Origin of the sequence: Agrobacterium sp. 719_389 (assembly GCF_900188475.1) — a bacterium.
GTDB classification, from domain to species: Bacteria; Pseudomonadota; Alphaproteobacteria; order Rhizobiales; family Rhizobiaceae; genus Agrobacterium; species Agrobacterium radiobacter.
The window spans coordinates 91,591-108,959 of the sequence record NZ_FYEM01000006.1 but is presented as its reverse complement, the minus strand read 5'-3'; the positions used below and the strand labels follow the sequence as shown (position 1 = coordinate 108,959).

The following is a 17,369-nucleotide window of genomic DNA, read 5'->3' as shown; positions in this document are numbered from 1 at the left end:
ATTGATGCGGAAACAAAGCTGAGGTATGAACCAACCGCTGCACGCGATTCAAGCGTGACTGCTGCACCCGTAGCTCAGCTGGATAGAGTGTTGGATTCCGATTCCAAAGGTCGCAGGTTCGAATCCTGCCGGGTGCGCCATTTCAGTACAGAACTGCGAACCGCAAACGCCGCCGATTCCCCGCTCGAAGCGGCGACGAGGCTTTGAAGCAGGTCCGATTTCCTCCCCATGATGCGAACCTCGTCATCGGCGACCTCAACGCGCTGGGCAAAGGCGCGCAGGTGGTCCCGCCGATAGCCGCCTCCTTCGATCCGCAGACTGCTGCGTGCGGTTTCCGAAAGCGCGTCGATCATGTCTGGCGTAACGGCCCGGTGCCCGGAGCTGCCAAGTCTCGCCCGTATCCGCTCGGCGTCCGCCGCCGCCTGATCGCGGATCGCTTTGAGATTGGCGATCCGGTCCTTCAGTCCCATGTCGTCCAGCGCGGCCACACCCGTTTCGATCGCATCGTAGAGCCGACCCAATCGCTGATCCGTCTCGGTGATTCGCCGATTTAAATCAGCCAGGTGTTCGCGCTGGCGTTCGGCTCGTTCCTGCCGGCGATCGAGAAGGCTCGACAGGATCGTCTCCAACCGCTTCGGTTGGAGAAGGCGCTCTTCAAGATGGCGCGCGACCAGATGATTGAGCTTATCCATTCGGATCGAACGCCCTTCGCAGCCGACCTTGCCTTGCCGCGCTTTGGTCGAGCAGGTGTAATAGGTGTACTGCCCGCCATTGCCCTTGCCGGTGCGCAGCGTCATCGCACCGCCGCACTTCGCGCAGAAGCAGATGCCGGTGAGCAGCGTCGGACCACTCGTAACTCGTGCGGGCACCAACATCGGATTGCGCGATTTGAGACGCGCCTGAACGGCGTCGAACGTCTCCCTCTCTATCAGCGGTGGCACCGCCATGATCGAGACCTCGTTCTCCGGCTTCCTCTCGCGGTTCTTGAAAGAGCGTGTGTTGAATCGGTGCTCGCCGATATAGGTCGTGCGGGTCAGGATCGCGTGGATTTGAGCCAGGCCCCATTTCCCGCCGTCACGGGTGAACATGCGGCGTTCGTTGAGATAGGTCGCAATGGCCTTGACGCCCTTCGGGCCAGACGTACCGCCGCCTTCGAGGAACAGGCGATAAATGAGCCTGACCGTTTCCGCGTGCAGCGGATCGATCTCCAGCTTCTTCTTGATCTTCGATCCACGCTGCTCGGCCGCGACGACGCGATAGCCAATGGGCGGTCGCGCGCCGTTCCAGAAACCCTGACGGGCGTTCTCGTTCATGGCGCGCAGGACGTGCTTGGCGTTCTCCTTCGATTGGTACTCGTCGAACAGGGCCATGATCTGCCGCATCATGACGTGCATGGGATCGTCGCCCATCTCCTGCGTGATGGAGACGAGCTTGACGCCATTCTTCGCCAGCTTCCTGACATAGAATTCCAGCTCGAAGTGATCGCGGAAGAAGCGCGAGAAACTGTGAACCACGACGACATCGAACGGCGCAGGCTTCGATGTGCCGGCTTCGATCATGCGCTGGAATTCCGGGCGGCGGTCATTGGTGGCGGAAGCTCCAGCCTCCACGAAGGTTTCGACAAGCTGGTATCCACGCGAAGCACAATAGGTTTCACCCTGCTTACGCTGATCCGGGATCGACACGTCATGCTCGGCCTGCCGCGTCGTCGAGACGCGCAGATAGAGCGCCGCGCGCTGCACGATATGCGGACTTTGAATGTTCATGGGCGACCTCCCTTCGCTTCGCGCCGTTCGAGCAAGGGCAGTTCAAGGGCCACCCGATCGTGCAATACCTTCGGCATTATCTTCCGGCCTTTGCCAGGCTCCATACTGACGAGACCGTAGCCCGCCATGGTCTTGAGGGTTCGAGACAGGCTCGACTTCGCCCGCCCGGTGATCTGCGACAGCTCCTCCAGCGAACTGGGTGCTTGCTCGTCGATGACTCGCAGCAGTTCGCGATTTCCGCTGGAGAGCACCTGCGCGAAAGATTCAGTGGAGGTGAACCACACCCTCGGATCGTCCGCCGCCGACTTTTCCTCGCCGCGCGCGATCCGCATGGTGCGGGCCTTCATCTCGTCGTAGTCGGCAATCCCGACTTTCAAGGTGGTCATAACACGCCTCGCTCCTTCAACACCGCGTCCACCGCCTGCCAGAAGTCGGCCAGTAGCGTAGTCGCGTCCTCCCAGGCGTATGGCTTCACGGACTGGAGGCGGTGGCGATGGTCCATCGGCTCTCCCCTTCTGCCCCGGCCGACCGGATGGGCGTTGTCAAAGCCGACCAGCCGTTCGCCCGAAGGCCCGTGAAGCGTGAGCGAGTAATCGAGGCCGTGCGGCTTTTCCGGTGAGACCGGAATGCGGGTGACGACGAACTTCACCCAATGACCGCCCTCGGGATCGACAACAAGCACCTGACCGTCAAGGTCCAGTAGCGTGTCGAGGCTCGGGTCACGATCCTCGCTCATGGCTTACTGTTAACATCTGATGTTAACTTACTCAAGCCCTCATTACCTTCGGCATCAAGGGGGCTGAACAGCCGGTCGAGAGCATCGCCGAAATAGCGCTCGAAAATGTCCACCTCGGCTTCGGTGACCGGCACACGCTCCGGCCAATCGTCGATGACGGGCAGCTTCTCGACATCGAAAGTGCCAGACCACGGGTTACGGCGGCGTGGCGCGCGCGACGGCGCGAGATCGTCGCCATAATTGTAAAGGTCGTCAGGAAGTGCTTGCGGGGCTGGCCGTTGTGGACGCCCCCTGCGGGCGTGGGAATCTTGCGCGGACATTGAATCCTCCGTGGTTCGCGATTGAAAACCGAGCGGCAGGAGGCCCGGATTTATGCGAAGCATGGAGGGAGATCGGCGGCCGGTAGCGTGCCGCATTTGCGCTCGCGCGCCAGCGGCACCCCTGCATTGAAAGCGGGGGGCCGCGGCGGCGGATCAGCTTGGCGTCCGCCGTGCTTTCGCAAAGCCGCGATCGGTGGCGATGAAGCGCTCCAGCATCGGCACGATCAGCTTGGCCGGCTCGATCGGTGCGCCACCTTCGGCCAGAAGGCGGCCATATTCGATTAGGTCGCGATGGAGCGCCGCCGGCAGCTCCAGCGCGACCCTGACGGGCTTGTCGTCAGCGATGGGACCGAGTTTCAGCTTGGTCATGGTCAGCTCCTATAGGGCTCGAACACGATGTCGCGCGTGACGATTACCCTGACCGGGAAACCGGGCCGGATGGTCAGCGTGGGTGCGACCTGCAACTGTCGTTGGATGATCTGCTGACCGGCCCGGTTGACCGTATCCTGTGCGCCGTCTCGGATGGCGCGGATCAGGCGGTCATTGTCGTCGGTGGCGAGTTCCGCGCCGACGCCGAGCAGGGTCGAGAGCGCAGCGGCCTTGGCGAGGTCCCACCAGTGATAATCGACGCCATCCTCAAGGCCGGCGTACCCTTGCGTGTCGGCGCCGGGCTGGCGCTCGAGAACGATCGAACGGCCATTCGGCATGATGAGCCGGTTCCAGACAAGCAGCACGCGGCGCTGTCCGAACTGCACGTTGTTGTCATACTGGCCGATCAGGCGCGTGCCCTGCGGCACGAGCAGGATACGCCCGGTCGGGCTGTCGTAGATGTTCTCCGTGACCTGCGCAGTGATCTGGCCGGGAAGATCGGAACGGATGCCGGTGATGAGCGCCGCCGAGATGACGGCGCCGGCCTGAAGCACGAAGGGCGAAGCCGGCGGCGTGATGCGATCGGGCGTGACGGTGCGGCGGTCGGCCGCCGCGTTGAGGAAAGCGAGCTGCTTGTCCTGTCCGGTGGCGGGCTGGCCCGCTGCGCCGGCCAAGTCGAGGCCCGCGAGACCGGGCATCGCGCCGGATGGCGTGGCGGCTGTCGAGCCCTGTCGCGACTGGAAGAAGACGGTGCTGAGACGGGCGGCCTCTTCCTCGGCGCGGCGTCGCTGTTCGGCCTCGCTGACGCCGGGCGTCGGAACCGCGGGTGTCACGACGGGCTGGCCGTTGTTCTGGGCGTCGAGGATCGGTCGGCCGAGATCGCCGGGCAGCGCCGGTCCCAGGACCGGGCCGGTATAGTCCTTCGGCAATCCGGCGAGACCATCGGCGGTCTGGCGGTTGTTGGTAGAATAAAGCTCCTCGCCGCCATCGCCGGGCGCGCGGGTCTGGAGCGCGTATATCAGCGATCCGCCGATGCAGACCAGGGCGACGGCGGCGACGCTGGCGAGCATCTTGCGCGACAGGCGGGTGACGCGCGGCGGCTCGCTGCGCAGGCGCATGGGTTCGGCGTTGGTTTCGGCTTCGGTCATGACTGCGGCCTCCCGTCGGTGCGGACGATCCTGACGGTCTGCTGGGTGTCGCCGGCGCCAAGGCGCAGCTCGGCCGCGCCGAACAGACGATCGACGATCAGGATGTGTTGATAGATGCGGCTGTTGACGATCTGGGTTTCGCCATTGGGGCCGAGGCCGAAGATCGGCGGCATCTCGCCCTGCACGATCCCGCGCGGGAACTCGACATAGACGCGGCGGCCATCGTCATAGACGGCGAGCGGCTTCCATGGCGGATTGTCGCCGGTGAGACCGTAGCGATAGTTGCGCGACGCAACAGCCGGAATGACCGGTGTTGCCCGAAGGGCTTGGCTCCCGCCGCCTGCCCGCTGCGGATAGGCCCAGGCGACGGCGGGCATATAGGGCTTCTCGCCCGAACGCAGCTCGATCATGTAGGTGCGCTTGTCGGTCGTGATGACGAGATTGGTGGTGATGTTGGCGCGCGAGGGTTTCACCAGCACCAAGACGCGGCGGCCGCCGCCAGAGCCGGATTCGGTATCGCCGATGATCCAGCGGGCGGTGTCGCCCGCCGCGATCGGCCCGGAGCCGGTCAGGCTCTCGCCCGGTTCGAGCGCGATGCTCGTGATCTGGCCGGGTGCGGCATAGACCTGATAGAGCGCGCCTTCCGACCACGGATAGACCTGGATGGCGTTGTAATAGCCCTCGCGGCGCGGCTGCACGCGTGCGGCGGCATTGGCGTTCTCGACGCGCCCCGTGGGCGTGCCGGCGGTCTCGCCGCCGCGCGCGACGGTCCAGGCCGGCGGCGTGTGGAGCGGCTTGGGGCGCTCGTCCGTGACAGTGACGGGCACGACGGGCAGCGGCGGCACACTGGCGTCGTAGTTGATCTCGGGCGGCTTGAAGGTCGCGCAGCCGGCGAGTGCCGAGGCGAACAGCAAAAGGGCGATGGCGGCAGGCGTGCGGAAAGTGCTCCTCATTGGCCCATCTCCCGCGACCAATTGATGGCGTTGACGTAGATGCCGAGGGGATTGACTTTGAGCCGTTCGGCATCACGCGGCGGCTGGATGGCGATGGTCATGATCGCGGTCCAGCGCTGGGTCGAGGCGAGCGCGCCGTTCTCAAAATGCCGCTCCGTCCATGCGACGCGGAAGCTGTCGGGTGACGCGCGGATGACGCTGGAGACGTCGACGGCGATCTGCTGCTTGCCGACCTTGGTGAAGGGATCGTTGGTGCGGGCATAGTCGTTGAGCGCGCCCGCGCCACGATCGGTGGTCCAGTCATAGGCGCGAAGCCAGTTCTGCCGGACGATGATCGGATCGGCGGGAATGCTCCTGACCTGCTCGATGAAGCGGGCGAGATGCCATGCGATTTGCGGATCGGTCGGGCGGAAATCCGCCGTGGCCGGCGCGATCGCTTGCGCCTGGCCTAGCTTGTCGACCTGTACCACCCACGGCACGACGGTCCCACGCGCGGACTGGATCACCAGCGCGCCCGCGAAGCCCGCCGAAAGGATCAGCGCGCCGAAGGCCATATAGCGCCAGTTCCTGGCCTGCACACGGGCCGAGCCGATGCGCTCGTCCCAGACCTGGGCGGCCTTCTGATAAGGCGTTTCGGGTTGGACTGTCTTGCCGTAATGCGCGGCGGGTCGTTTGAAAAGGTTCATGAGCGGTCGCTTTCTGAGAGTTTGACGGAAGAGCCGGAGCCGTGGCTGTCGCCGGATCGGACGGCATGGGCGGTTGCCTGCACACCATGGCTGACGGACTGGCTGCGCTTCATGCGCCTGGCCCAATCGGGAGCGCCGCCGGTGGATGCGGCTGGGGAGCTGGCGGATGCGGTGTCATTGGCCGTGTCGGCTCCGCCGATGGTGCCGCCGGTCGAAGAGCCGCCGGTCGCACCGAACCCGGCCTTCACGCCATCGGAGAAGCTGGATTTGACGCTGGCTGTGGCGCGGCGCAGCGGCGACGTGGCCGCATTGCCTGCCGCGCGCGCGACACCGCCCATGCCCGATGCCACGCCAGATGCACCGGACTTGCCGAGCGGACCCAGCGAATAGGCGGAGGATGCTGCGCCGGCGGCTGTAGCACCGCCCCGGACGGCGGCAGCGCCACCCGAAAGCGCCGCGGCTCCGCCTTTGGCGGCCAGCATCGCGCCGCCGCCAGCGGCCAGAGCTGCGCCGCCGACCGCAAGCCCGGTTCCTACGGCAGCGCCAGCGCCAAGCTGTGGGCCGCCGGATACGAGGCCATTGGCGATGCCGGGGCCGAAGATGCCGAGACCGACCAGCGAGAGTGCGGCGAGCACGACGGCCATGGCGTCGTCGATGCTCGGGGTCTGACCGCCGAAGCCTTGGGTGAACTGGCTGAACAGCGTCGAGCCGATGCCGATGATGACGGCGAGAACCAGAACCTTGATGCCGGACGAGATGACGTTGCCGAGCACCTTTTCGGCCATGAAGGCGGTTTTCCCGAACAGGCCGAACGGGATCAGGACAAAGCCGGCGAGCGTCGCCAGCTTGAACTCGATCAGTGTGACGAAGAGCAGGATGGCGAGGATGAAGAAGGCGAGGATCACCAGCGCCCAGGCGAAGAGCAGGCACGCGATCTGGATGAAGTTCTCGAAGAAGGCGACCCAGCCCATCAGGTCGGAGATGGATTCGAGCAGCGGCCGGGCCGCGTCGAGGCCGGTCTGTGCGACCTTGCCGGGGCGGAGCAGATCGGCGGTGGAAAAGCCGGTGCCGCTCGCCTTGAGGCCGAGGCCGGCGAAGCTGTCGAAGACGATCTTGGCGAGGTTGTTCCAGTTGCCGATCAGATAGGCGAAGATGCCGACGAACAGCGTCTTCTTGACGAGCCGCGCCATGATGTCGTCATCGGCAGCCCAAGACCAGAACAGCGCGGCCAAGGTCACGTCGATGACGATCAGCGTCGTGGCGATGAAGGCCACTTCGCCGGACAGAATGCCGAACCCTGAGTCGATGTAGCGGGTGAAGGTTCCTAGGAAGTTGTCGATGACGCTTGCGCCGCCCATGGCTCACCGCCCTTCGTTGGCGGACGGCACGGCCGGCGCAGGCGTGCGGCCAAGGAAGCGGTCGCGGGTCTCGGCCCAGACGCGCAGGCACCCCGTATCCTCGGCCGCTTTCTGGCCAAGCTGCTGGCACCGACGTTGGCCCTCGCGCAGCGGATCGCGCGAGGGCTCATGAAGACGCACGGGCGAGGATGGCGCAGCCTGTTCCTTGCGGGTCATCTCGATTGCCGTCGCGGTGACTGCGACAGCGACGAATATGATTGCGCCCAGCCGGGCCAACATCTTGCCATCCATCGCCCGCGCCTCAGTTGCCGCTGTTGAACATCTGCGCGTTGCCGGGCGTGTAGCCGCCGCCCGGTGTCAGGAACCGGCGGCGCTGTTCGCGGCCCTGTTCGGCAGCGGCGCTGCGCTCCGCCTCCGTCAAAGCGCCAGCGCGCCCATTGGCGGCGAGCAACGCGACGAGATCGGAAAGCTGCTGCGACTGGAGGGCGAGAAGCTGGTTGCCGGCCTGCGTCGCCTGAAGTGCGCCGGTCGCGCCCTGGCTCTGGCCGACCAGCGCCGACATCTGCGCGCGGTTGCTGTCGATGTTGCCGACAGCGCCGGCCTGCACGCGCATCGCGTCCTGCAAGCCGCCGACCGTGTTTTCCCAGCGCGAACGGGCATTGGCGACGAGCTGCTGGTCGGTCGCCGACATCGAGACGTTGCCGTATTTCTGGCTGAACATCTGGTCGATCTGCTGGACATCGAAAGCGATGCCCTGCGCCTGCTGCAAGAGCTGTTGCGTCTTCTGGACGGACTGCTGAATCTGCTGGAGCGCCGAGAACGGCAGGCTGGCGAGGTTCTTCGCCTGATTGATGAGCATCTGCGCTTCGTTCTGAAGCGAGGTGATCTGGTGCGTTATCTGTTCCAGCGAACGTGCGGCCGTCAGGACGTTTTGCGCATAGTTGGTCGGGTCATAGACGATGCGCCAGGCATGGGCCGGCGTTGCCATCATCGGCGACAAGGTCACCGGCGCGGCGGCGAGCATGGTTGCGGCGAGCGCCAAGGCGCGCGAGCGGATAAGGCGGGTCTTCATGATGCAGTCTCCTTTTCTGCGTGGGGGATCGGGAAAGTCGGTATGAGGTCGGCGGCCCAGCCGGCGTCGCGGGCCTGAAGCCAGGCCGCGAGAAAACCGTCGCGGCCATGTTCGGCAACGAGGTTGGCGATCAGGGTCTGGTCGGATTTGGAGGATGCGGCGCAGAGCGCGAGGCCGACTTCGGACAGGCCCAGCTCGAACAGCCGGTTACCGCGCCGGGACTGGCAGTAGTAGTCCCGCTTGGGTGTTGCTCGCGCGAGGATTTCGATTTGGCGGTCGTTCAAACCGAAGCGGCGATAGATCGCCGTGATCTGGGGCTCGATCGCACGTTCGTTCGGCAGGAGCAGCCGCGTCGGGCAGCTCTCGATGATGGCCGGAGCGACATTGCTGCCGTCGATGTCGCTGAGCGACTGCGTGGCGAAAATGACCGACGCATTCTTTTTGCGCAGCGTCTTCAGCCATTCGCGGAGCTGGCCGGCGAAGCCTTCATCGTCCAGCGCGAGCCAGCCTTCATCAATGATGAGCAGCGTCGGCCGTCCGTCGAGCCGGTCGCCGATGCGATGGAACAGATAGGACAGGACGGCGGGAGCCGCCCCGGTTCCGACAAGCCCCTCGATCTCGAACGCCAGCACCGCAGCACGGCCAAGATGTTCGGCCTCGGCGTCGAGCAGCCGGCCGTAGGCACCGCCGACGCAATACCGGCGCAATGCCTGCTTCAAGTCGTTCGACTGGAGCAGGACGCTGAGGCCGGTGATGGTGCGTTCCTCGACCGGGGCGGACGCGAGCGAGGTCAGCGCCGTCCAGATATGCTCCTTTGCTTCGGGTGTGATCGGCACGCCCTCACGCGTAAAGATCGCCGCTATCCAGTCACCGACCCAGGCGCGCTCATAGGTGTCGTGAATGCGGGCGAGCGGCTGGAGCGACACGGAAGCTTCGGAGCCTTCAGTGAGGCCACCGCCGAGATCGTGCCAGTCGCCGCCCATGGCGAGCGCGGCGGCGCGGATCGAACCGCCGAAGTCGAAGGCGAAGACTTGGGAGCGTTCGTAGCGGCGGAACTGCAAGGCCATGAGCGCAAGCAGCACGGACTTGCCCGCGCCGGTTGGGCCGACGACCAGCGTGTGGCCGACGTCACCGACATGAAGGGATAACCGGAACGGGGTCGAGCCTTCGGTCTTGCCGTAAAGCAAGGGGGGCGCACCGAAATGCTCGTCCCGTTCCGGCCCCGCCCACACCGCTGAAAGCGGGATCATGTGGGCGAGATTCAAAGTGCTGATTGGAGGCTGGCGGACGTTGGCGTAGGCGTGGCCGGGCAAGCTGCCGAGCCAGGCATCGACCGCATTCACCGTCTCCATCATTGCCGTGAAATCGCGGCCCTGGATGACCTTCTCGACCAGTCGCAATTTCTCGTCGGCGATGCGCGGGTCGGCGTCCCAGACCGTGATTGTGGCCGTGACATAGGCCATACCGGCGACATCCGCGCCGAGTTCCTGCAAGGCCATGTCGGCGTCTGCCGCCTTGTTGGACGCATCGGTATCGACGAGTGCGGACGCCTCGTTGGTCAGGACTTCCTTGAGGATCGAGGCGATCGACTTGCGCTTGGCGAACCACTGGCGGCGGATTTTGGTCAGCAGCTTGGTCGCGTCGGTCTTGTCGAGCAGGATCGCGCGCGTGCTCCAGCGATACGGGAATGCGAGCCTGTTGAGATCGTCGAGCAGGCCGGGCGTCGTCGCGGTCGGAAAGCCGATGATGGTGAGGATGCGCAGATGCTCGCTGCCAAGGCGCGGTTCGAGCCCGCCGGTCAGTGGTTGATCGGCGAGCAGCGCATCGAGATAGATCGGCGTGTCGGGCACGCGGACGCGGTGCCGGTTGGTCGAGACGGTCGAGTGCAGATAGGTCAGCGTCTCGCTGTCATCGAGCCACGCGCATTCGGGCATGAAGCCGTCGAGCAGCGCCAGCACGCGGCCGGTGCGATCGGTGAAGGTGCGCAGCATTTCTTGCGGATCGACGCCGCTGCGCTCGCGGCCCTCATAGAGCCAGGTTTCGGCGCGGGCAGCTTCCTCGGCCGGCGGCAGATAGAGGAAGGTCAGATAATAGCCCGACACGAAATGCGCGCCGGCTTCCTCGAACCCGGCCTTGCGCTCGGCGTCGACTAGGCCGGACGCCGGGTCGGGCATAGCGCTGTTCGGATAGATCGCGGCCTCATGGCGCTGCGCCTCGACGAAGATCGACCAGCCGGAGCCGAGACGGCGGAAGGCGTTGTTGATACGGCCCGCGACCGCGACCAGCTCGGCGGCGACGGCGGAATCAAGATCGGGACCGCGAAAGCGCGCCGTGCGCTGGAAGCTGCCGTCCTTGTTGAGCACGACGCCTTCGGTTGCGAGCGCGACCCAGGGCAGATAGTCGGCAAGGCGGCTTGCGGAGCGACGATATTCAGCGAGGTTCATCATTGCTTGCGCCTCCTTCAGACCGCGAGATGACCGGGGATGCGCAGATGCCGGCGCCCGACCTCGACGAAGAGCGGATCGCGCTTGGCCGCCCAGACCGCCGCGAAATGGCCCACGGCCCAAATGAGCAGGCCGGCCAGCCAGAGGCGCAGGCCGAGGCCGACGGCCCCGGCCAGCGTCCCGTTGAGGATCGCGATGGAGCGCGGAGCGCCGCCGAGCAGGATGTGCTCGGTCAGCGCGCGGTGAACCGGGACGGTGAAGCCCGGTACGTCGAGTTGCTCGAATGCGACCGCCATCAGACGAGCGCCCCGCCGCCGAACGAGAAGAACGACAGGAAGAAGCTCGACGCGGCGAAGGCGATCGACAGGCCGAACACGATCTGGATCAGCTTGCGGAAGCCGCCCGACGTGTCACCGAAGGCGAGAGCCAGGCCCGTTGCGATGATGATGATGACCGCAATGATCTTGGCGACCGGGCCTTCGATCGACTGGAGAATTTTCTGGAGTGGGGCTTCCCACGGCATGGACGAGCCGGAGGCATGAGCGGCGGGAACGAGGACAAGATTGACGTAGGCGACGGCGGCGACCGTCGCGACGGTGCGGTGCACGCGTATGGGAATAAGGATCATGAGGGTTCTCCTGTGCTGGTGGGGGTGGCTGAGGTGATGCGGTAGTCACCGTCCGGCCCGAGCTCTTCGACACGGGCGAGTTCGGCGAGCCGGCGCACGGAGCCGCGGCCGGAGAGGACGGCAACAAGGTCGATCGTCTCGGCGATCAAGGCGCGCGGGACCGTGACGACGGCTTCCTGGATGAGCTGTTCGAGCCGGCGCAGCGCCCCGATGCCGGTTCCGGCGTGGATGGTGCCTATGCCGCCGGGGTGTCCCGTTCCCCACGCTTTGAGCAGGTCGAGCGCTTCGGCGCCGCGCACCTCGCCGATGGGGATGCGGTCGGGGCGCAGGCGCAGCGAGGAGCGGACGAGATCGGAGAGCGTGGCGACGCCATCCTTGGTCCGCATGGCGACGAGGTTGGGCGCGGCGCATTGCAGCTCGCGGGTGTCCTCGATGATGACGACGCGATCGGCGGTCTTCGCCACTTCGGCGAGCAGTGCATTGGTGAGCGTGGTCTTGCCGGTGGAGGTGCCGCCCGCGACGAGGATGTTGGCGCGCGATGCGACGGCTTCGCGCAGCATCACGGCCTGATCGGCGTGCATGATTCCGGCGGCCACATAGTCGTCGAGCGTGAAGACGGCGACGGCGGGCTTGCGGATGGCGAAGGCGGGTGACGCGACGACCGGGGGAAGAAGCCCCTCGAACCGCTCGCCGGTCTCGGGCAACTCGGCCGAGACGCGCGGGGACCGGGCGTGGACCTCCGCGCCGACATGATGGGCGACCAGGCGCACGATGCGCTCGCCATCGGCGGGCGACAGCATCTCGCCGGTGTCGGACAGTCCTTCGGAGAGGCGGTCGATCCAGATGCGCCCGTCGGGGTTCAGCATCACCTCGACGACGGCGGGGTCTTCTAGAAAGCGTGCAATGGCCGGGCCGAGCGCGGTGCGTAACATGCGCGCGCCGCGCTGGATCGCCTCCGGTTTCTGGTGAGAAGAAGTCATGCCGTCCCCAAATTTGAAGGGGACGCAACGGACAGTTCCCCCGATCGGGGATGATTAAAGGAGCCCGAAATCGGGCCTGTTCAACAAGTATCGAGAGGCGTGCGGCGGTCGGCGGCTATCGGCGGTGAATAGGACGGATCGGTTATTCTGGCGGTTCGCCGTTCGTCTCTTGTCGATCTGCCAAAGGACCATCGGTGACCGAGTCGACGTCGCGAGAAAGCTCTTTCAGGAACCTGTCGCCGCTCGCCAGACGGCGGCCGAGATTCTGCATGAAGCCATCGAACCGTTCGGCTCCCTTCGCGCGTGCGGCGGCCTGCGCGCTCTCCGGCAGCGGCGGCGTGGCGGAGAGCCAGATCAGGACGAAAAGCGAGAGGGTTTCGCCGAGCACGGCGAGATCCTCGTCGAGCGCGTCGATCTGGCGGCCGAGCTTGTCGAGGCGGCGCGACATGGCCGCCTCCAGCTTCTCGGTCGTGTCGCCGGACAGGAACGACGCGACGGCGGCTTCGACGATGGCCGATGCCGAGACCTTCCGGCGCATCGCCAGGGCGTCGACCTGTTTGAGCAAAGCGGGATCGAAATAGACATTCCTGCGGGTGCGGGTCGGCATGGCGCGGTCCTCAGAGTTCGATGCCGTCGCCGGGGTCGAGCGAGGCTTGGCGCGCGACCATCCGCATACGGCTGCGCATGGCATTGGCCTTGGCGGCGTCGACATCGGGTTCATCGTCCAGAAGCTCGAACTCCTGCGCGGGCATCGGCGGCGGGATGATTTCTTCGTGCTCGGGCAATTCCGGCTCGCGGCGGATGCCGGCATTGGCCGGATCGCCGTCGTCATCGCCCGCGCCCGTCGCGCTCGTCTGACCTGCCGCCGCGACGACGCGGCTCGACCAGTCGTCGGACGTGGCGGCGTTGGCAGGAGCCGCCGCAAGCTCGGGCGGTGTGATGATACGCTCCTGCAAGCGCGCGTCCTCGAAATAGCGGGCCTTGGTTGCGCGGATCGGCGGCGTGCCCGCGACCATGACGATTTCCTCGGACGGCGGGAGCTGCATGATCTCGCCGGGCGTCAGCAACGGCCGCGCCGTCTCCTGCCGCGACACCATGAGGTGGCCGAGCCAGGGCGATAGCCGGTGTCCGGCATAGTTGGTAGAATCGCGCATCTCTGTGGCCGTGCCGAGTGCATCCGAAACGCGTTTGGCGGTGCGCTCGTCGTTGGTCGCGAAGCTCACGCGCACATGGCAGTTGTCGAGGATCGAATTGTTCTGGCCGTAGGCACGCTCGATCTGGTTGAGGCTCTGCGCGATCAGGAAGCCTTTGATGCCGTAGCCCGCCATGAAGGCAAGCGCGGATTCAAAGAAGTCGAGACGGCCGAGCGCCGGAAACTCGTCCAGCATGAGCAGCAGCCGATGGCGCTTTCTCGATGCTGTCAGCTCCTCGGTCAGCCTGCGGCCGATCTGGTTGAGGATGAGGCGGACGAGCGGCTTGGTGCGGTTGATGTCGGACGGCGGCACGACGAGGTAGAGGCTGACCGGCTTTCGGCTTCCGACAAGATCGGCGATGCGCCAGTCGCAGCGCGCGGTGACGCGGGCCACGACCGGATCGCGGTAGAGGCCGAGAAAGCTCATGGCGGTCGAGAGTACACCAGACCGCTCGTTGTCGGATTTGTTCAGCAGCTCGCGCGCCGACGATGCGATGACGGGATGGACGCCGGCTTCGCCGAGATGCGGCATATCCATCATCGCGCGCAACGTGGCTTCCACCGGGCGGCGCGGATCGGACAGAAAGTTGGCGACGCCCGCCAGCGTCTTATCCTTCTCGGCGTAGAGGACATGCAGGATCGCGCCGACAAGCAGGCTGTGGCTGGTTTTTTCCCAGTGATTGCGCTTGTCTAGCGATCCTTCTGGATCGACCAGAATATCCGCGATGTTCTGCACGTCGCGGACTTCCCATTCGCCCTGGCGCACTTCGAGAAGCGGATTGTAGGCTGACGATTGCGCGTTGGTCGGATCGAACAGCAGCACGCGGCCGTGCTTGGCGCGAAAGCCGGCCGTCAGCGTCCAGTTCTCGCCCTTGATGTCATGGACGATGCAGCTTCCCGGCCAGGTCAGCAGCGTCGGCACGACGAGACCGACGCCCTTGCCGGATCGCGTCGGCGCGAAGCACAGGACATGCTCCGGGCCGTCGTGGCGTAGATAATCGCGTTCGTATTTTCCGAGCACGACGCCATCGGGACCGAGCAGGCCGGCGGAGCGGATTTCCTCGCCCCCAGCCCATCGCGCCGAACCGTAGGTCGCCACATTTCCGACCTCGCGCGCCCGCATGATCGACATAATGATGGCAACAACAATAGCGAGGACGCCGCCGGATGCAGCGATGATGCCGCCCCCGGTGAAGATCGCGGGCGCGTAGGCGTCGAAAGAAAACCACCACCAGAGGAATGCCGGCGGATAGTAGACCGGCCAACCCGCAAGCTCGAACCATGGAGCGCCAAGCTGCGCCTGAAAGCCGAGCCGCCATGCGGTCCATTGCGTCGCCGCCCAAGTCATGATGAAAACGATGGTCAGGACGACAGTGATCTGACCCCAGAGTATTCGGCCTCCACGCACACAGATTCCAATCGGCAAGAATGTCGGAGACGATCAGAGAATAGGCAATTATGGGCGTAGCAACAGTAAAGGCCTGTTCCTTGGGCTACCGGATACTATCGGCGGCAAATCGGACGGTCGGCTTGCACCACGTCCGCAAGTTCGCAGCCTATTCGGCGACCCTCCGCGTCGACGCGAGCCAACTCGCGCTCGCGCAAGATGGCGAGAAGGCGTTGGAGAAGACGCGGTCATTCTGCTGGCGGGTAGCGTCTCGGCGCTGCACCATCGCGTCGCGTACCTACTGGCTGGAGTCGGACGAAGAGAGATCCGATGCGTTTGGCACGATTAATCGGTGGTCAAGCCGAAGTTGCATCGTTCGCGTCGGCTACGAATAGGTCTACCGGCCAGGTCGGTCAGACTCCGTCGTCATGGCTAGCAGTTTCACGAGCGCGGGGTTGCGGTTGGACGGTGACCAGACGGCAGAAAAAGCGAGGGGCTCAAATTCGTCGCGGATTGGCAGGAACACGACATTCGCTTTGCTGGCTGCTGCCCCTTCCGTGACGAAGAGCGAAATGCCATGCCCGGCTGCGATCATCGATAACAGCGCGCCACGGCCAACATTAGCGCGACGGATCGTTGGTGTCACCCACTTCCCGGAAGAGCGAGCTACAATCAAGTCGTGAAGCTGCGGGCCGGTGCCACCGTGGCGGACGAGAAAGGTTTCAGCCACGAGCTGCCGCCATTCGACATCGGGTTGCGCGGTCAACGGATGCTCTACCGGCAGCGCCACCATAAGACGATCGCGCCAGATCACACGCGAATTGAGATCGGCGATTTCGCGAACATCAGCCATGAAGGCGACATCAAGCAGTCCTTCACGTACCATCAGTTGTGCATCGCGGGCCGTGCCTTCGGTGAAGTGCAAGCAGATGCCAGGATTCTCGGTGTTAAACCGCTCAAAAAGAAGGTCGAGGAAGCAGCCTGCCGTAAGAGCGTAGACACCGATCCGAAGCTCGCCGTCTTCGCCACGCGCCTGCATCCCAGCGGTCTTGATCGCACGGTCGAGGATGCCCAGGGCGTCATCCACTTGGTCAACGAAGCGGCGTCCGGCTTCGGTGAGGCGGACACCGCGCGTATTGCGGTCGAATAGGATGATACCGAGGTCTCCCTCCAGTGCCTTGATCCGTGCGCTGACACTCGACTGGCTGGTGCCGAGCGCCTGAGCTGCGCGGTGGAAGCTGAGATATTCCGCGACGGCGAGGATGTGAACCAAAGCGACCATCGGGATGCGACCATTAAAGGGCCTTGCGAGAGACGGAGGATGCCCATCTTTAGGACGCTTGCGCCGCATGATTTGCGCTCACGAGATTTTGGCCGTGATGTCGCTAATGCATCCCCTGATACACAGGCTCGTCTCTTCCGCCGATATCCATTGCTCACTCTCGGCCTGCCAACCGAGAAACGAACTGGAAGCATCTGGGCGGCGATTTTTATTCATCTCATTACTCCAAAAATCATGCTCAGCGTTGTCGTCTCGATTTCGGCTTAGATGGGTTTGATGACCACGAGGACGACAATGAGCAGCGTTACTAATAGGAGCGCCGGCCCTGCGTATTGCATAAGGCCTGGAGCGAGGGGGGCCTGACTGCGTGAAAGCCGCCGCAGCCTTCCGGTCATGACGCCATGGACAGCGGACAGCAACAACACCAGGCCGATCTTGGCCATCATCCATCCGTCTTGAAACCAGCCGCCGGTGATCGCAAGGATCAATCCTAAAGCCCAGGCAAGAAGCATGGCTGGCGACGTGACGCTCCGGTCCCAGCGGCGCACGCGCTCCAGAAATACTGATCGGGTTGCGATCTCCTGCTGCCCGCGAACGTCAACGACAGCGGCCAATGTTACGGCGACGATCAGCATGCCCCCGATCCACGTTACTACGGCGGCAATGTGCAGGGCTTTCAGCCAGAGATAATCCATCCGGACAACCTTAAACCGAAGCCGACAGGTTGGACTGACGGCGTGCCAGCAGCCGCTCGTTGAGGAAAGCGCCGAAAGGGATAAAGGCTGCGACCGCCATCCGGGCGGCGTCGCGGCGAGACCATTTACCAATCATCACCGTCTGGAAGAGCATCCAGATATAGAGAACGAAGGCGATGCCGTGAACCGGCCCCATAACGCGTGTTGCCGTTGGGTAGCCGACGAGATGCTTCAGAGGAACGGCGACGAAGACGAGCAACAGAAGCGTCGTTCCTTCCAGCAGGGAAACCACGCGCATCCTGCGAAGTTGCGCTAATTCTTCCTTCTGATCTTGCGATGGCATCACGGGTCTC

The 17,369-nt window shown here is 64.6% G+C and carries 19 protein-coding genes, 1 tRNA gene and 1 pseudogene; 1 reads left to right on the top strand and 20 read right to left on the bottom strand.

Annotated features, from left to right (window positions below; all coding sequences use genetic code 11):
* The first annotated feature begins 63 nt into the window (after positions 1-63).
* Positions 64-140: transfer RNA gene (locus CFB10_RS12815), tRNA-Arg, on the top strand.
* Here CFB10_RS12815 and CFB10_RS12810 read toward each other — a convergent pair.
* The 20 genes and pseudogenes from CFB10_RS12810 to CFB10_RS12710 form a co-directional block, all read right to left on the bottom strand.
* A pseudogene (locus CFB10_RS12810) lies at positions 111-1,766 on the bottom strand (recombinase family protein); the annotation flags it as partial. The gene CFB10_RS12815 and the pseudogene CFB10_RS12810 sit on opposite strands and share 30 nt — an antisense overlap.
* Positions 1,763-2,152: a helix-turn-helix domain-containing protein gene (locus CFB10_RS12805; protein ID WP_020011478.1), complete on the bottom strand. Its 390-nt coding sequence runs from the start codon at positions 2,150-2,152 to the stop codon at positions 1,763-1,765. The gene CFB10_RS12805 and the pseudogene CFB10_RS12810, both read right to left, overlap by 4 nt.
* On the bottom strand, positions 2,149-2,502 hold the full coding sequence (locus CFB10_RS12800; protein WP_020011479.1) for a DUF6516 family protein: 354 nt from the start codon (positions 2,500-2,502) through the stop codon (positions 2,149-2,151). Before CFB10_RS12800 ends, CFB10_RS12805 begins: the two co-directional genes overlap by 4 nt.
* Positions 2,499-2,822: a hypothetical protein gene (locus CFB10_RS12795; RefSeq protein ID WP_020011480.1), complete on the bottom strand. Its 324-nt coding sequence runs from the start codon at positions 2,820-2,822 to the stop codon at positions 2,499-2,501. The genes CFB10_RS12800 and CFB10_RS12795 overlap by 4 nt, the downstream gene beginning before the upstream one ends.
* Positions 2,823-2,975: 153 nt before the next feature.
* Positions 2,976-3,191 (bottom strand): DUF2274 domain-containing protein, encoded by a 216-nt coding sequence (locus CFB10_RS12790; protein ID WP_020011481.1) that lies wholly within the window; start codon positions 3,189-3,191, stop codon positions 2,976-2,978.
* A gap of 2 nt (positions 3,192-3,193) precedes the next feature.
* Positions 3,194-4,339: a TrbI/VirB10 family protein gene (locus CFB10_RS12785; protein ID WP_020011482.1), complete on the bottom strand. Its 1,146-nt coding sequence runs from the start codon at positions 4,337-4,339 to the stop codon at positions 3,194-3,196.
* Positions 4,336-5,292 (bottom strand): P-type conjugative transfer protein TrbG, encoded by a 957-nt coding sequence (gene trbG / locus CFB10_RS12780; protein WP_020011483.1) that lies wholly within the window; start codon positions 5,290-5,292, stop codon positions 4,336-4,338. Before trbG ends, CFB10_RS12785 begins: the two co-directional genes overlap by 4 nt.
* Entirely contained in the window at positions 5,289-5,978 is a 690-nt protein-coding gene (trbF, locus tag CFB10_RS12775) for a conjugal transfer protein TrbF (RefSeq protein ID WP_020011484.1), read from the bottom strand. The genes trbG and trbF overlap by 4 nt, the downstream gene beginning before the upstream one ends.
* Positions 5,975-7,336 (bottom strand): P-type conjugative transfer protein TrbL, encoded by a 1,362-nt coding sequence (trbL, locus tag CFB10_RS12770; protein WP_020011485.1) that lies wholly within the window; start codon positions 7,334-7,336, stop codon positions 5,975-5,977. The genes trbF and trbL overlap by 4 nt, the downstream gene beginning before the upstream one ends.
* A 3-nt stretch (positions 7,337-7,339) precedes the next feature.
* Positions 7,340-7,627, bottom strand: a complete 288-nt coding sequence (gene trbK-alt, locus CFB10_RS12765) for a putative entry exclusion protein TrbK-alt (protein ID WP_020011486.1) — start codon at positions 7,625-7,627, stop codon at positions 7,340-7,342.
* A 10-nt stretch (positions 7,628-7,637) separates the two neighbouring features.
* Complete coding sequence (gene trbJ, locus CFB10_RS12760; RefSeq protein WP_020011487.1) at positions 7,638-8,408, bottom strand: P-type conjugative transfer protein TrbJ; 771 nt, start codon at positions 8,406-8,408, stop codon at positions 7,638-7,640.
* Positions 8,405-10,855: a conjugal transfer protein TrbE gene (trbE, locus tag CFB10_RS12755; RefSeq protein WP_020011488.1), complete on the bottom strand. Its 2,451-nt coding sequence runs from the start codon at positions 10,853-10,855 to the stop codon at positions 8,405-8,407. The genes trbJ and trbE overlap by 4 nt, the downstream gene beginning before the upstream one ends.
* A 14-nt stretch (positions 10,856-10,869) precedes the next feature.
* Entirely contained in the window at positions 10,870-11,148 is a 279-nt protein-coding gene (locus tag CFB10_RS12750; RefSeq protein ID WP_020011489.1) for a VirB3 family type IV secretion system protein, read from the bottom strand.
* Positions 11,148-11,480 (bottom strand): TrbC/VirB2 family protein, encoded by a 333-nt coding sequence (locus CFB10_RS12745; protein WP_026363899.1) that lies wholly within the window; start codon positions 11,478-11,480, stop codon positions 11,148-11,150. The genes CFB10_RS12750 and CFB10_RS12745 overlap by 1 nt, the downstream gene beginning before the upstream one ends.
* A complete protein-coding gene (trbB, locus tag CFB10_RS12740) occupies positions 11,477-12,460 on the bottom strand; it encodes a P-type conjugative transfer ATPase TrbB (RefSeq protein WP_020011491.1) in 984 nt (327 codons plus the stop codon). The genes CFB10_RS12745 and trbB overlap by 4 nt, the downstream gene beginning before the upstream one ends.
* Positions 12,461-12,602: 142 nt before the next feature.
* Positions 12,603-13,067: a CopG family transcriptional regulator gene (locus CFB10_RS12735; RefSeq protein WP_020011492.1), complete on the bottom strand. Its 465-nt coding sequence runs from the start codon at positions 13,065-13,067 to the stop codon at positions 12,603-12,605.
* Between the two features lie 10 nt (positions 13,068-13,077).
* Positions 13,078-15,060, bottom strand: coding sequence for a conjugal transfer protein TraG (locus CFB10_RS12730; RefSeq protein WP_020011493.1), 1,983 nt, complete (start codon positions 15,058-15,060; stop codon positions 13,078-13,080).
* A 376-nt stretch (positions 15,061-15,436) separates the two neighbouring features.
* Positions 15,437-16,321, bottom strand: a complete 885-nt coding sequence (locus CFB10_RS12720) for a LysR family transcriptional regulator (protein ID WP_020011495.1) — start codon at positions 16,319-16,321, stop codon at positions 15,437-15,439.
* A 263-nt stretch (positions 16,322-16,584) separates the two neighbouring features.
* On the bottom strand, positions 16,585-17,016 hold the full coding sequence (locus CFB10_RS12715; protein WP_020011496.1) for a CopD family protein: 432 nt from the start codon (positions 17,014-17,016) through the stop codon (positions 16,585-16,587).
* A 10-nt stretch (positions 17,017-17,026) separates the two neighbouring features.
* The gene (locus tag CFB10_RS12710) at positions 17,027-17,359 is read right to left on the bottom strand and encodes a DUF3817 domain-containing protein (protein WP_034501281.1); all 333 of its coding nucleotides are present in this window, start codon (positions 17,357-17,359) and stop codon (positions 17,027-17,029) included.
* Positions 17,360-17,369 lie beyond the last annotated feature (10 nt).